Source organism: Stenotrophomonas sp. TWI169, assembly GCF_039674705.1.
In the GTDB taxonomy this organism is placed as follows: Bacteria; Pseudomonadota; Gammaproteobacteria; order Xanthomonadales; family Xanthomonadaceae; genus Stenotrophomonas; species Stenotrophomonas maltophilia_P.
The window spans coordinates 1-13,724 of record NZ_JBDJOB010000008.1 but is presented as its reverse complement, the minus strand read 5'-3'; the positions used below and the strand labels follow the sequence as shown (position 1 = coordinate 13,724).

Annotated in this window: 10 protein-coding genes; 3 read left to right on the top strand and 7 right to left on the bottom strand. The window is 69.0% G+C overall.

Annotation, left to right across the window (positions count from 1 at the left end):
• Positions 1–20: 20 nt before the first annotated feature.
• From ABE543_RS08190 to ABE543_RS08165, 6 genes are read right to left on the bottom strand one after another with little or no spacing between them, the layout of a single operon-like run.
• The gene (locus tag ABE543_RS08190) at positions 21–1,025 is read right to left on the bottom strand and encodes a VacJ family lipoprotein (RefSeq protein WP_065174059.1); all 1,005 of its coding nucleotides are present in this window, start codon (positions 1,023–1,025) and stop codon (positions 21–23) included.
• A 1-nt stretch (position 1,026) separates the two neighbouring features.
• On the bottom strand, positions 1,027–1,338 hold the full coding sequence (locus tag ABE543_RS08185; protein WP_053517244.1) for an STAS domain-containing protein: 312 nt from the start codon (positions 1,336–1,338) through the stop codon (positions 1,027–1,029).
• Positions 1,328–1,990, bottom strand: a complete 663-nt coding sequence (locus tag ABE543_RS08180) for an ABC transporter substrate-binding protein (RefSeq protein ID WP_053517245.1) — start codon at positions 1,988–1,990, stop codon at positions 1,328–1,330. The genes ABE543_RS08185 and ABE543_RS08180 overlap by 11 nt, the downstream gene beginning before the upstream one ends.
• Positions 1,987–2,511, bottom strand: coding sequence for an outer membrane lipid asymmetry maintenance protein MlaD (gene mlaD, locus ABE543_RS08175; RefSeq protein ID WP_053517247.1), 525 nt, complete (start codon positions 2,509–2,511; stop codon positions 1,987–1,989). Before mlaD ends, ABE543_RS08180 begins: the two co-directional genes overlap by 4 nt.
• Positions 2,512–2,569: 58 nt before the next feature.
• A complete protein-coding gene (locus ABE543_RS08170) occupies positions 2,570–3,319 on the bottom strand; it encodes an MlaE family lipid ABC transporter permease subunit (protein ID WP_053517248.1) in 750 nt (249 codons plus the stop codon).
• A complete protein-coding gene (locus ABE543_RS08165; RefSeq protein ID WP_065174056.1) occupies positions 3,319–4,107 on the bottom strand; it encodes an ATP-binding cassette domain-containing protein in 789 nt (262 codons plus the stop codon). Before ABE543_RS08165 ends, ABE543_RS08170 begins: the two co-directional genes overlap by 1 nt.
• Positions 4,108–4,297: 190 nt before the next feature.
• Between ABE543_RS08165 and recC the strand changes: the two genes are divergently transcribed.
• Genes recC through recD form a run of 3 tightly spaced genes read left to right on the top strand, consistent with a single transcriptional unit; the run spans position 4,298 to position 13,196 of the window.
• Complete coding sequence (recC, locus tag ABE543_RS08160) at positions 4,298–7,648, top strand: exodeoxyribonuclease V subunit gamma (RefSeq protein WP_346475566.1); 3,351 nt, start codon at positions 4,298–4,300, stop codon at positions 7,646–7,648.
• 8 nt (positions 7,649–7,656) lie between these two features.
• Positions 7,657–11,319, top strand: coding sequence for an exodeoxyribonuclease V subunit beta (gene recB, locus ABE543_RS08155; RefSeq protein WP_346475565.1), 3,663 nt, complete (start codon positions 7,657–7,659; stop codon positions 11,317–11,319).
• Positions 11,316–13,196, top strand: coding sequence for an exodeoxyribonuclease V subunit alpha (recD, locus tag ABE543_RS08150; RefSeq protein WP_346475564.1), 1,881 nt, complete (start codon positions 11,316–11,318; stop codon positions 13,194–13,196). The genes recB and recD overlap by 4 nt, the downstream gene beginning before the upstream one ends.
• A gap of 47 nt (positions 13,197–13,243) precedes the next feature.
• On the opposite strand, the gene ABE543_RS08145 is transcribed toward recD, so the two are convergent.
• Complete coding sequence (locus tag ABE543_RS08145; RefSeq protein ID WP_053517252.1) at positions 13,244–13,642, bottom strand: hypothetical protein; 399 nt, start codon at positions 13,640–13,642, stop codon at positions 13,244–13,246.
• Between the last annotated feature and the right edge of the window lie 82 nt (positions 13,643–13,724).

Here is a 13,724-nt window from a genome sequence, read left to right as displayed (position 1 = left end):
TCATGGGGTGCCGGCAGGACTCAGTTGCCCCACTGCGGCATCGGCATCGCATCGATCGGGATCGGCGAGTTGGGATCGTCCTGGCCGCGGTTGCGCTTGCCACGCAGATCGTTCTCGATCTGGTAGTTGCGACGCTGCAGCCACGCATCGCGGACCAGCGCGTACTCGTCCACCGCCGAACTGCGCAGATCGTCCACCGCCAGCAGCTGCGCGCGGCTGTCGACCAGCTGCAGGCCCTGCAGGCCGATGCGGACCTTGTCCTCTTCGATGTTGCGGATCGGCGAGAGCGGCATGTCGCCGGCCAGGCCGAACACATCACGCACGGTGCGGGGACCGAAGAACGGCAGCTCGACGTAGCGCGAGCGACGCCAGCCCCATGCACCCAGCGTCTGGCCGAAGTCTTCCTTGCGGTTGGCGACCATCGCCTTGCTGGCCGGATCGAACAGGCCACCGATACCCAGCGTCGAGTTCATCAGGAAGCGACCCAGCGTGTCCCAGGCATCATCCGGACGGCCCTGCAGCAGCTGGTTGACGATCGTTACCGGCGAGCGCAGGTTGCTGAAGAAGTTGCTCACACCGGTGCGGGCAAAGCGTGGCACCACGTGGGTGTAAGCCGTCGCCAGCGGTCGCGCGACGGCATTGTCGACCGCCACGTTGAACCGGTGCACCTTGCGGTTGAACGGTTCCCACGGGTCGTAGGCCACCGCGTTGCCAGCCGCACCGTCGGCGCCGTACAGCGCGTCGAAATCATCGTCGCCGCCGGGCTGCGCAGCGGCAGCCGAGGCACTGGTTCCAGCAGACGCGTCCGTGGCCGGAGGCGTATTGGCCGTGGCCGTTTCGCCGCTGGCCACGGGGGTGGGCTCCGCTGCCGGTGCGGGGGCATCGGTGGCGGTATCGGTGGCGGCGGTCGGGCTGGCCGGAACCAGCGTATCGGCAACCGGCGCATCGCTGCGCGCGGGCTTGCCGGCACAGGCGCTGAGCGCGGCGGCCAGGACGATCAGGGGGAGAGCGCGTACGACGTTCATGTCAGCTCGCAGCAGAAGTAGCGTTGAAATCCAGGTCGGGCGACAGCCGGTAGGCTGCGCTCAGTTCGTTGTAGCCGGCGGGCATGCCGGAGATCACCAGGGGGTGGCCGGCCTTGCGCGCGCGCGCGGCCAGTTCGGCCAGCAGGGCCAGGCCGGCGCTGTCCACGCGCTCGACCTCGCCCAGTTCCAGCCGTGCCAGCTGCGCCGGCAACGCCTGCAGCTGCGGCCACAGGGCAATCACTGCGGCACGATCCAGCGCCCCGCGCAGGCGCAGGGTGCCGCCTTCCAGCAGTGCCAGCGCGTTACTTGCCATTGCCGGCCGGTCCGGCCTGGATGCTGCCGCTGTGCAGTTCGTTGGCCACCTGTCGGATGCCCTTCTGGCGCAGGGGACTGTCGAACTGGTTGCGGAAGGTCTGCACGTAGGAGATGCCCTCGATGTTGACGTCGAAGATCTTCCACTGGCCGTTCACGTTGCGCATCCAGTACTCGACGGGCGTCGGTTCGTTGCCCGCACGCACCAGCTCTGTGCTCACGCGCACGCCGCGGTTGCCGGGCAGCGGGCTTTCACCCTTCAGGCGGAAGCTCGGCCTGCCCTGGATGTTCAGCAGGGCCGAACCGTAGCGCTGCATCAGGCTGTCGGCCATCGCATCGGCGAACAGCTTGATGTCCGCATCCGACGCGCCGCGTGCATGCGTGCCCAGCACCAGGCGCGCCGCGTAGTCGCGGTCGAAGGTGCGGTTCAGTTCGCTGTCGATGTAGGAGCGCAGGCTGGACGGATTGCTGCTGAACTCGCTCTTGCGCTGCTGCAGGGTGGACAGGATGCGGCTGCTGGCATCGATCACCACTTTGCCGGCCTGGGCCTGCGGAGCGGCGGCAGCGGGGGCCGCGGCCTGCGCCTGGGCGAGCAACGGGGTCGCCAGCAGCAGCGAGGACGCGAGCAGGGCCGGGATCAGTTTCATCTTCATGGTTGCGGTTCCTTTGCAGGCGCCTGTGCGCCATCGTTGGGCTTCGGGTCTGCGCCGCCGCCGGCGCCGCCACTGAACATGTACTTGCCGACCAGCTGGATCAGGTCCACCGCCGGCTGGGTGAAGACGATCTCCTCACCGGGCTTGAGCACTTCCGGATCACCACCGGGCTGAAGACCGATATAGCTCTCGCCCAGCAAACCACTGGTGAAGATGCCGGCCGAGGTATCCGCCGGCAGGTCCTTGACCTTGCTGTCCATGCGCAGGGTCACGATGGATTCGAACTTGACCGGGTCCAGGTCGATCGCGGCAACCTGGCCGACGGTAACGCCGCCGATCTTGACCGGCGCCTGCTTGCGCAGCTGGCCGACCTGGGAGAAGCGCGCCTTCAGCTCGTAGCCGTCACCGCCCCAGCTCCAGCGCTGGTTGGTGGAAGCCACGGCCAGCACCAGCAGCGACGCCAGGGCCAGCAGCAGGAATGCGCCGACGGAGAATTCGAGTCTGGGACCGCGGATGGCCATGGGGAGTACCTGATCGAGTCGTTGTGGCCGCGCGCACCGCGCACCGCCGATGGAAGGGTTAGGTGAACAGCATTGCCGACAGCACGAAGTTGAACATCAGCACCAGCAGGGAGGCATTGACCACCGCACGGGTGGTGGCCACCGAAGTGCCTTCGATGGTCGGCTCGGCGTGGAAACCGACATAGGCGGCGACCAGGGCTGCAGTGCCGCCGAAGATCGCCGACTTCAGCATCGCCACGCCGAAATCGTCCCAGAAGTCGACACTGTTGCGCAGCGCCGACCAGAACACGCCATTGTCCAGGCCGAGCACGTGCACCGCTTCGAAGTAGCTGGCGCTGATCGCCAGCGAACAGAAGATGCCGGTCAGCAGCGGCACGGTCAGCACGGCTGCCCAGAAGCGCGGCGCCACGGCCTTGGCCACCGGGTCGATCGCCATCAGCTCCAGTGCCTTGATCTGGTCGGTGGCGCGCATCAGGCCCAGTTCGGCGGCGATCGAGCTGCCGGCACGGCCGATGAACAGCAGCGCGGTCAGCACCGGGGCCAGTTCACGGTAGAGCGACAAGCCGAGCAGGGTCGACAGGGCATCGGCCGCGCCGAAGGTGGTCAGCGTGCGGTAGCCCTGCAGGGTCAACACCAGACCGACGAAGGCGCCGCCGACAGCGATGATCGGCAGCGAGCGCGCGCCGATCTTGTAGATCTCGCGGGTCAGTTCGCTCAGGAAATCACGGGTCGGCAGCGAACCGCGCAGCACGGTCAGCGAGAACAGGCCGGCGCGGCCCAGCGAGCGGGTGGCTTGGATGAAGGGCATCAGGCGACCCTCGCGCGCGGCTCGGCGTCGAACGGGATGGGGCCATCGGGCTGGCCGTGCAGGAACTGACGCAGCAACGGGTCCTGGCTGGACTGCAGCGCGTCGGGCGTGCCCTGGAAGACGATGCCGCCGTTGGCGATGGCGATCACCTGGTCGCAGATCGGCAGCGTCTCGTGCACGTGGTGGCTGACGATGATGCTGGTCAGTCCCAGGCTGTGGTTGAGACGCTGGATCAGGCTCATGATCACCCCGGACGCGATCGGGTCCAGCCCGGTCAGCGGCTCGTCATAGATCATCAGCGGCGGATCCAGCGCCAGCGCACGGGCCAGCGCCACGCGGCGCGCCATGCCGCCGGACAGCTCGCGCGGCCAGGCATCGGCCGCGGCCAGCAATCCCACCGCGTGCAGCTTCATCTGCACCAGCCGGCGCAGCACCGCCGCCGGCAGGCGGGTGTGGGTGCGCAGCGGCAGGGCGACGTTCTCTGCCACGGTGAGGTCGGTCAGCAGGCCATTGCCCTGCAGCAGGACGCCGACGCTCTTGCGCATCTCCAGCAGCTCGGCGCTGCGGTGCGGGATCGGCTTGCCGAACAGGGTGATATCGCCGGCCGCTGGGCGCAGTTCGCCGGTCAGCGCGGCCAGCAGGGTCGACTTGCCGCTGCCGGAGGGACCGAGCACGGCGGTGATGCTGCCCTTCGGCACCTGCAGGGAAACGTCGCGCAGGATCGTGCGTCCGCTCCGGTCGATGCGGACGTTGGACAACTGCACCAGACTGGAGGTGGAAGCCGACATGGGCACCATTAACATTTTTTCGACATCGAAGGATCGGGTCAGCCGGCTGAACATAAGCAGACTGGACGGTGCAGTATTGTGGCACGGCAGGGCCCCGGGCAGGTCGGGACAATCGCCGGGCGACCCGGAACAATCCGTGCCGGTGACAGGTTTGACCATTGAATACTGCCAGCCGTGCTGCACACTGTGCATGATGAGTGACCCGGGCAGCGACTTCCGCCTCTACCATTCCAACTCGCTGGATGTGCTGGCCGCGCTGCTGGCACGCAACGTCCGTGCGCCGATGCCAGGGCAGCCGCTGCTCGCACCGGACGTGGTGCTGATCCCGCAGGTGGCGATGCGGCGCTGGCTGCAGGCGACATTGGCCGCCGAATACGGTGTCGCCGCCAACCTCGAATTCCTCACCCCGGGTGAGTTCGTCGCCCGTGCGCTCAACGCCAACGTCGATGGCGAAGCCGACGATCTCGATGCTGCCGGCCTGCACTGGCGGCTGTACCGGGCGCTGCGCGATCCGGCGCTGCTCGGGCAACCACCGATGCGCGCGCTGCAGTCCTATCTTGCCGGCAGCGATGGGCTGAAACCCTGGGCCCTGGCCGGCGAGCTGGCGTCGGTGTTCGAGAAATACCAGGCCTGGCGGCGCGACTGGCTGCTGCGCTGGGAGGCCGGGGCCGACCCGGCCGATCCCCAGGCGATCCTGTGGCGCGCCGTTGCCGGTGGGCATGGCTACCGCGCGCGCCGCATCCAGACCTACCTGGACCGCTTCGAGGGTGCCGGCCAGCCATTGCCGCAGGGGTTGCCGCCGCGCATGTCCGCATTCGCGACGCTCAACATCTCCCCGGACGTGCTGCGGGTCATGGCGACCCAGGCGCGGGTGGGCGAACTGCATTTCTACCTGCCCAGCCCGGTGCAGTCGTACTGGGGCGACCTGCAGACCCTGGCCGAGCGGCTGCGCAGCGGCGCTCCCGATCCCTTCGGCGAAGCGGCGGGAGAAAACCGCCTGCTGGAAGCCTGGGGCGCAGCCGGCCGCGACTTCATGGCGGTGCTGGGCAGCTATGAAGTGGTACACCCGGCCGGTGAGATCGCCGCCTACATCGACCCGGAAGACGACGCGCGGCCGACGATGGCCGACGGCGGCCTGTCCGACAGCCTGCTGCACCGCCTGCAGCGCGATCTGTTCCACCGTCGGGCGCTGCCGTCCGGCGAACTGCGTGATGGCCTGGCCGGCGATGATCCCAGCCTGCAGGTGCACGCCTGCCACACCCGCCTGCGCGAACTGCAGGTCCTGCACGACCAGCTGCGTGGCCTGCTTGAGGATGACCGCTTCGACCCGCCGCTGCAGGCCCGCGAGATCGCCGTGCTGGCGCCGGACATCGATCCCTACGTGCCCTACCTGGAGGCCGTGTTCGGTGGCCGCGGTGGCGAGGACGACCACATTCCCTACGCGTTGGCCGACAGCAGTCCGCTGGCGGGCGAACCGCTGGCCGATGTGTTCGTGCACCTGATTGGCCTGCCGGTCTCGCGGTTCGGGCTGAATGAAATGCTGGACCTGCTGGCCAGCGCGCCCCTGGCCGAGGCAGCCGGACTGGACGCGACCGACTTCGACCGCCTGCATGGCTGGCTGCAGCAGGCGGGCGCACGCTGGGGGCTGGATGCGGACCATCGCGCCCGGCACGGCGCGCCGCCGGATGATGCCTACACCTGGCAGTTCGCGCTGGATCGTCTGCTGCTGGGCCATGCCACCGGCAGCGATGCCGACCTGGCCGGCGTCGCGCCGTGGACCGGGCTGGAAGGTGGCGCGCTGGATGCGCTGGACCGCCTGCTGCGCCTGCTGCGGGTACTGGCCGTCTACCAGCGCCGTCTTGGCGAGACGTTGACTCCGGCGCAGTGGCGGCAGCGCCTGCTGTCGCTGCTGGATGCGCTGCTGCCGACCCCGCCCGGCTCACCCAACAGCCAGCGCGCGCTGGAGCGGCTGCGCAAACTGCTCAACCAGTTCGCCGAAGACGCAGACAAGGCCGGCTTCAGCGACGGGGTGCCTCCCGAAGTGATACGTGCGCATTTCGCCTCCGCCCTGGCCGAAGCCGACACGCGTGCACCGCTGCTGACCGGCGGCATCAGCTTCGGCCGCATGGTGCCGATGCGATTGCTGCCGTTCCGGGTGATCTGCGTACTCGGCCTCAATGATGGCGATTTCCCGCGTCGCGATCCGGCGGCCGGCCTGAACCAGCTCACCGCCGAACTGGACACGCCCCGACGCCGCCCGGGCGACCGTTCCACCCGCGAGGACGATCGCTTCCTGTTCCTGCAGCTGTTCGCCGCCGCACAGGACGTGTTCTACCTCAGTTATCTCGGCGCCGATCCGCGCGATGGCAGCGTGCGGGAACCGTCGGTGCTGGTCAGCGAGCTGATCGACGCGGTGGCGGCCTACCACCTCGATCCAGCCGCCGCCGCCGCGGCATTCACGGTCCGCCACGCGCTGCAGCCGTTCTCCCCCGCCGCGTTCGGCGATGGCGACCCGCGTCGCTTCAGCTACCGCCGGCAATGGCATCCGGCAGCCGGTCGCCTGGCCGGGCAGCGTGGCGGGCTGTCGCCGTGGTTCGACGCGGCGGCGCTGCCGCCGCCGGTCGAAGCTGCGGTGGAAGAAGAACTGTCTCTGGAAAGCCTGCGCCGGTTCCTGTGCGACCCGGCTGGGCAGTTCCTGTCGCAGTCTCTGGGCCTTCGACTGGCCGATGAGGTCGAGGACGTCGTTGATCTGGAGCCGCTGGTGCTGTCCGCGCGAGGGCCGGACACGCGCAGTGTGCAGGCCGCGGTGGTGCGTGCCACCCTCACCGGCGATGACGACCCGCTCTACCCGAGGCTGCGCGCACGTGCGCTGGTGCCGTCCGGTGCGCTGGGCGAGCGGCAGTTCGAGGTGGAACAATCGAAGACCCGTCCCTATGCCGACGCAATGCTGCGCTGGATGCAGGGCGTACAGCCGGAAAGCCGCCGCTATGAGGTCCAGATCGACGGCGTGCGCCTGCACGGCCGGGTTGCCGATCGCCATCCCGGCGGTCTGGTGCGGCTGCGCGCGGGCACGCTCAACGGCAACGCGGTGATCCGCCAGGGGCTGGACTGGCTGCTGGCCAATGCGGCAGGCGACGCGTTGCCGCTGGTTCAGTTCCACGACGGTGGTGACGCCGGTCAGGGTCCGCACGTCCTGCCGGCACTGTCCGTGCCCGCGGCGCGGGCCGCCCTGCGCGCGCTGCTGCAGCTGCGCCGGCGTGGCCTGCGTGAGCCGTTGTGGTTCGCTCCCTACACCGGCTGGGTGCTGTACACGACCAGCGGCGAGAAACAGCGCAGCGAGGGCTGGAAGCAGTGGCATGGCAGCGACCGCAGCTGGGGCGAATCCCGCAGTGACGCCTGGCAGTTGCTGATGCGCGGTGCCGATCCCTTCGCAGACGATGCCCGGTATGCCGAGCTGCTGCACAACAGCCAGGTGGTGTTCGGCGCGCTGCGCGAAGGCCGCGTGCCCGGCGCCGGTTCACATACAGAGGTCACCGGATGAACGCTACCGTGGCAGGGGCCCCCATCGAACATCCCGGTATCGACCCGTATCTCGCACTGCCCCTGGATGGCGTCCGCCTGATCGAAGCCAGTGCCGGCACCGGCAAGACCTTCACCCTGGCCACGCTGTTCACCCGGCTCGTGGTCGAGCAGGGCCTGCGTATCGGCCAGATCCTGGCGGTGACCTTCACCGATGCCGCTACCCAGGAACTGCGCAAGCGCATCCGTGAGCGACTGGCGCTGGCCGCGCGGATGGTCGACCTGCCTCCGGGCGACGGCGAGGCACCCGACATGCGGTTGACCCGGCAGATCCTGTGGCGCCATCTCGATGCCGGCAATGAGAGCGCGGCGGCGCTGAAGCGTCGCCTGCAGGTCGCTGCCGACGAAATCGATCTGGCCGCGATCTTCACCATCCACGGCTTCTGCACCCGCGTGCTGCGCGAGCACGCACTGGAGAGCGGCCACACCTTCGATCCTCCGGAGCTGCTGACCAGCGACCGCGAGCTGATGGAGGAACTGGCGGCTGACCTGTGGCGCGTGCACGCCAACGATCCGGCCACACTGGAGCCGCTGACCTTGTTGTGGTCGAGCCCGGACGCACTGGCAGGCGACCTGCGCGCGCTGCTGGCCGCACCGCCGCTGCATCCATTGCCATTGCCGACGCTGCCGGACGATCCGCGGCCGCGGATGCTGCAGGCCGCGCAGGTCCTCGCGTCCGCCATCGACTCCGGTCTTGATGCGGCCCGTGGGCAGATCGCCACGGCGTTCGAGAAGAAGGTCTTCGATGGACGTCGTGCCAAGCGGCCGAGCTTCGACAAGGCATTCTCCACCCTGGTCGCCGGGCAGGCCGGCGCGGACTGGTCACGCGATGGAAAACTCCATCTGGAGAAGCTGCTGCCCACTTCGATGCAGGCGCTCTGCCGGGACGATCAGCAGAGCGCATGCCCGGATGCACCCCTCTTCGACGCATTGCAGGCCTGGTGGGATGCCGCCGACGTGGTCATGTCGTGGCTTCGCCAGCGCGCGATCCGCTTCCTGCACGCCCTGCGCGCCGAAGCCGCGCAGCGACTGGCCCTGTTGAAACAGACGCGACGGGTGCAGACCTACGATGACCTGATCGACGGCGTGGCGCTTGCCCTGCAGGGGCCGCAACGGCTGACGCTGGTGCAACGGCTGCGCGCGCAGTACCGCATTGCCCTGGTCGATGAATTCCAGGATACCGATGACCGTCAATGGGGCATCTTCCACACCCTGTTCGGCGATTCGCCGGAGGTGCGCGAACTGGGACTGGCGCCAGCGCTGTTCCTGATCGGCGATCCGAAGCAGGCGATCTATGGCTTCCGCGGCGGCGACATCCATACCTACCTCAAGGCCAGGCAGGTTGCGCAGCCTGCGCCGGCACTGGACCAGAATTTCCGCTCGCGGCCTGCGCTGCTGCGCGTGCTGCAGATGCTGTACGACAACGGCGGTGAGGACGCCTTCCTCGAGCGTGACATCCGCTTCGAGCCGGTGCGGCCGGGCGGCGTACGTGCAGATGCGGATTACCAGCGTGATGGCCATGCCGCCGCAGCCCTGACCCTGCGCGTGCTGCGCAGCGGCGGTGACAGGCCGCTGGCTGCCGATGCCTCCCGCGAGGCAGCGACGCGGGCCTGTGTGGCCGCCATTCACCAGGTGCTGGTGGACGCGCGCGCCGGCAGGGCCCTGCTGCGTGGTCGCCCGGTGCAGCCGGCTGACATCGCCGTGCTGGTGCGTTCGCATCGCGAGGCCACGCTTGTACAGCGTGCGCTGGCGGCTGTTGGAATTCCCGCGGTGGCAGCCGGCAGGCAGAGCCTGTTCGCCACCAGCGAAGCCCACGACCTGCGCGCGCTGCTGCTGGCCCTGCTGCAACCGGCCGACGAAGGCCGCCTGCGTACCGCGCTGGCCACCGTGCTGCTCGGCCAGCCTGCCAGTGCGATCGCAGCGATGGAACACGAAGGCGACCTGCAGCGGGGATTCCAGGCGCAGCTGCTGCACTGGCGCGAACGATGGCAGCGCGGCGGCCCGTTCGCGGTGATCGCCGACGTCTGCGCCGCACAGGGCGAACGCCTGCTGGCGCTGATCGATGGCGAGCGCCGGCTGACCAATTACCTCCAGCTCGGCGAGCTGCTGCAGGAGGCGTCGGCACAGGCGCTGGGCATGCATGGCCTGCTGGACTGGCTGCAGGGCCGGATGGCCAGCGCCGACCAGGACGATGAGCAGCAGCTGCTGCGCCTGGAATCGGACGCGCGCCGTGTGCAGATCATCACCCTGCACAAGAGCAAGGGCCTGGAATACCCCTTGGTGTTCCTGCCGTTCGTGGGCATCGAGCGCGGCGCGAACAACAGCGCTGCACACTGCACCGTGCATCTGGACGGCGAGCGCCAGCTGCACTGGAAGCTGGACAGGGACGAGGTGTGGGACGCCGTCAGCCGCCAGGCGCGGCACGAACAGCAGGCAGAGGACGCGCGCCTGCTGTACGTCGGCATGACCCGAGCCGAGCACGCGCTGTGGATCGCCATCGGTGACCTGGCCGGTCTTGCCAGGACCCCACTGGCGCCGTTGCTGGGCGACCTGCAGGCCCTGCGCGGGTGCGCCGATGTGCAGGTCGACGACAGCGAGCCGGTGGCGCAGCTGCCGCAGCTGGCGGTGGAAATGGACGGCGAACTTCCGGCAGTGCGCACGCAGGCGCGTCGCGTGCCCCACGACTGGTGGGTATACAGCTTCACCCAGCTGGCCCATGCCGATGCCGGCAGTGGCAGTGACATCGAGGCGGCCGCCACCGAACTTCCGGCGCCGGCGGCCGACGAACCGGTTGGCGCGGAGCTGCCCCTGGAGCCCGCGCTGCCGGATCCTGCCGCGACCGAAGAGGCCGCGCCGGTCGACCCGCGTTTCATGGGCAGCCGCTTCGGCAACGTGCTGCACGAAGCGATGGAGAACGTCGACTTCGCCGCATGGGGCGCCTGGCAGCCTGGCCAGGAAGCGCCGGAAGGCCAGGCCGCCGTGCTGCGCAAGGCATTGCGCGACGAGGGCTATGCAGATGCGGACCTGGATGACGGCATCGCGGTGCTGGTGCCACTGGTCGGCCAGACCCTCATCGCGGAGCTGCCGGAGGGTGGCGCGCTGTACAGCGTGCCCGCGCAGGATCGTCGTGCCGAGATCGACTTCCACTTCGCCATCGAGCCGACCGCTGTGCCGGCGCTGCTGGATGTACTGCATGCCCATGGCATCGCCAGCGCGCGCCGGGGCTTCGGCCAGCGCCGCCGGCTGGAAGGGCTGATGACCGGCATGATCGACCTCACCTACGTGCGCGATGGTCGCTGGTACGTGCTCGACTACAAATCCAACCGGCTGCCGGGCTACAGCCCCGACCTGCTGGCCATCGCCATGCGCCACAGCGAGTACGACCTGCAGGCCCTGATCTATACCGTCGCGCTGCATCGCTGGCTGCGCTTCCGGCTGGGGGCGGCCTACCGCTACGAACGCGACATGGGCGGCATCCGCTATCTGTTCTGCCGCGGCCTGGATGGCACTGGCAATGGTGTCTACACCGATCGTTTCCCGCTCGAACTGGTGGACGCGCTCGATGCGTTGTTCGCCGGAGGCAGGCAGGCCCAGGCCGAGCTGGCGGCACGCGCGCTTGGAGCCAGCGCATGAGCCTGCTCAGGGATCTGTACCGCAATGGCCAGCTGCGGACGATCGACCACGCCTTGGCGACCGGCCTGCAGCGCCTGCGCACGGACACCCCGGAGGACGTGGCCCTGGCGGCGGCCCTGGCCTCGCTGGCGGTATCGCTGGGGCATGCCGGTTTCGATCCGGCGCAGCCGCACCGGCTGCTGGAAGGCGTATCCGCCTGGCCGGCGCCGCAATCCTGGATCGAGCAGCTGCGCGCCTCGCCCTGGGTCGCGACCCCCGGGCGCGCCGATGCTGTCGCAGATGACGCCCCGCTGGTGATGGAGAATGGCCTGCTGTACCTGCGCCGCTATCGCGAGTACGAGCGGCAGCTGGCGGCAGGCCTGCAGCGCATCGGCGGCCATCCGCTGCCGGCGCCGGATCTGCCCGCGTTGGCGCCTCTGTTCGCACGGCTGTTCCCGCAGGCCCGGGATGCCGAGGATCATCAGGCGCGCGCGGCAGGCGTGACCCTGCGTCATCCCTTGGCGCTGGTGACCGGAGGACCCGGCACCGGCAAGACCACCACCATCGCGCGCCTGCTGCTGTTGCTGGCTGCGCAGGCAGCGCATGCCGGCCAGCCACCGCCGAAGGTGGCCTTGGCCGCACCGACCGGCCGCGCCGCAGAGCGGATGGCTGAAAGCCTGCGTCTGGCCGTGCAGCGGTTGCAGGAGGAGGGCCTGGACCCGGCGCTGTGCGCCGAATTGCCTACCACCGGTACCACCCTGCATCGCCTGCTGGGCGTCATTCCCGACTCGCCTCGTTTCCGCCACCACGCCGATAATCCGCTGCCGCTGGATGTGGTGGTGATCGACGAAGCGTCGATGATCGATCTGCCGATGATGGCCAAGCTGGTCGATGCCATCGCCAGCGGCACCCGCCTGATCCTGCTCGGCGATCCTGACCAGCTGCCCTCGGTCGAAGCCGGCGACGTGCTGGGCGCGATCCTGCGAGCCAGCGGTGATGGCATGGGCACGCGCGTCGATGATGCACTGGCGTTGCAGGGGATGTTGGCGGCACCGGCATTGCAGCCGCCGGCGCCGGTCCATGCATTCACCGGTCGGCGGGTGCAGCTGCAGCGCGGTTACCGGCAGAGCGACGCATTGGATCTGGCACCGTTGGCGCGTGCCGTCCGCGATGGCGACAGCGTCACCACGCTGCGACTGCTGCGCAGTGGCGAACTGTCGGGAGTCCGCTTCCACGAAGGGGAGCCGGATCCGCTGCGTGACCAGCGTGAGCATCTGCTGGGCCGCTGGCGTGCATTGGCCGATATCCGGGACCCGGTCCTGGCACTGCAGCAGGCCGGCCGCCTGCGCGTGCTGACCGCGCTGCGTGAAGGGCCGCAGGGAGCCCGTGGCCTCAACGAGCGGATCGAACAGCTGCTGGCCGGCACCACCCCGGGCTACTTCCAGGGGCGCCTGCTGCTGGTAACCGAGAACAGCTATCGGCATCGCTTGTTCAACGGCGATGTCGGCATCTGCCTGCGCGACAGCACGGGCGCGATGGTGGCGTGGTTCCCCGGCGACACCGCCGATCAGCCGCGCGCCTTCCATCCGGCCGCATTGCCGGCGCACGAGAGCGCGTTCGCAATGACCGTGCACAAGGCACAGGGCTCGGAGTTCGATGAGGTCTGGCTGCAACTGCCACGGCAGGACAGTCGCGTGCTGTCGCGCGAGCTGATCTACACCGGGCTGACCCGTGCCCGCCAGGTCCTGCATGTGGCGGCCAGTGCCGACGTGCTGCAGGCCGCGCTCAAGCGCCATGCCAGTCGAATCGGCGGCCTGGCCTGGCGGCTGGGTGCAGAAGAGGTGGCCGAACAACCAGCGCGCATGGAACAGCCCACGGTGCAGGGCCAGTTGTTCTGAACCGGGGTCGGATCCCCTTCCCACCGGCAAGGGGATCCGACCCGGCGTCATTCCGCGATCAGCACCAGGCCATCGGGGAACACGATGGCCGCTTCATCCGCGCTGACATCAAAGAAGCCCACCCCGTGCTCCTCCGCAAGGTCCTGTACCCGGCCATGCGCACGCTCGGCCACGGAGTAGGCAAACGCACCGTAGATGACGTGCCGGCCGATGCTGTAGTCGGTGACCTCGGCGCGATCGTCCTCATCGTTGCTCAGCGGACCATTCAAGGGCGGGAACTCCTGTGCCATCGCGGCGAACCAGCCCTGCAACGCCGGACTGCTGACCACCGGATCGTCGTACTCGTGGTTCTCGCCCCAGGCGGTCTGCTTCTCGAACCAGGCGATGAACGCTGCCGCCTCACGCGGGGCGACGCTGGCCTCGAACACCATCATGTCGTAACTCATTGAACCGTCCTGTTGTCGGGGCGAAAGGCCGCCGGGCATCGCCCGGCGCTACGGGGTAGCGATGGTAGCGCCGGGGGATGCC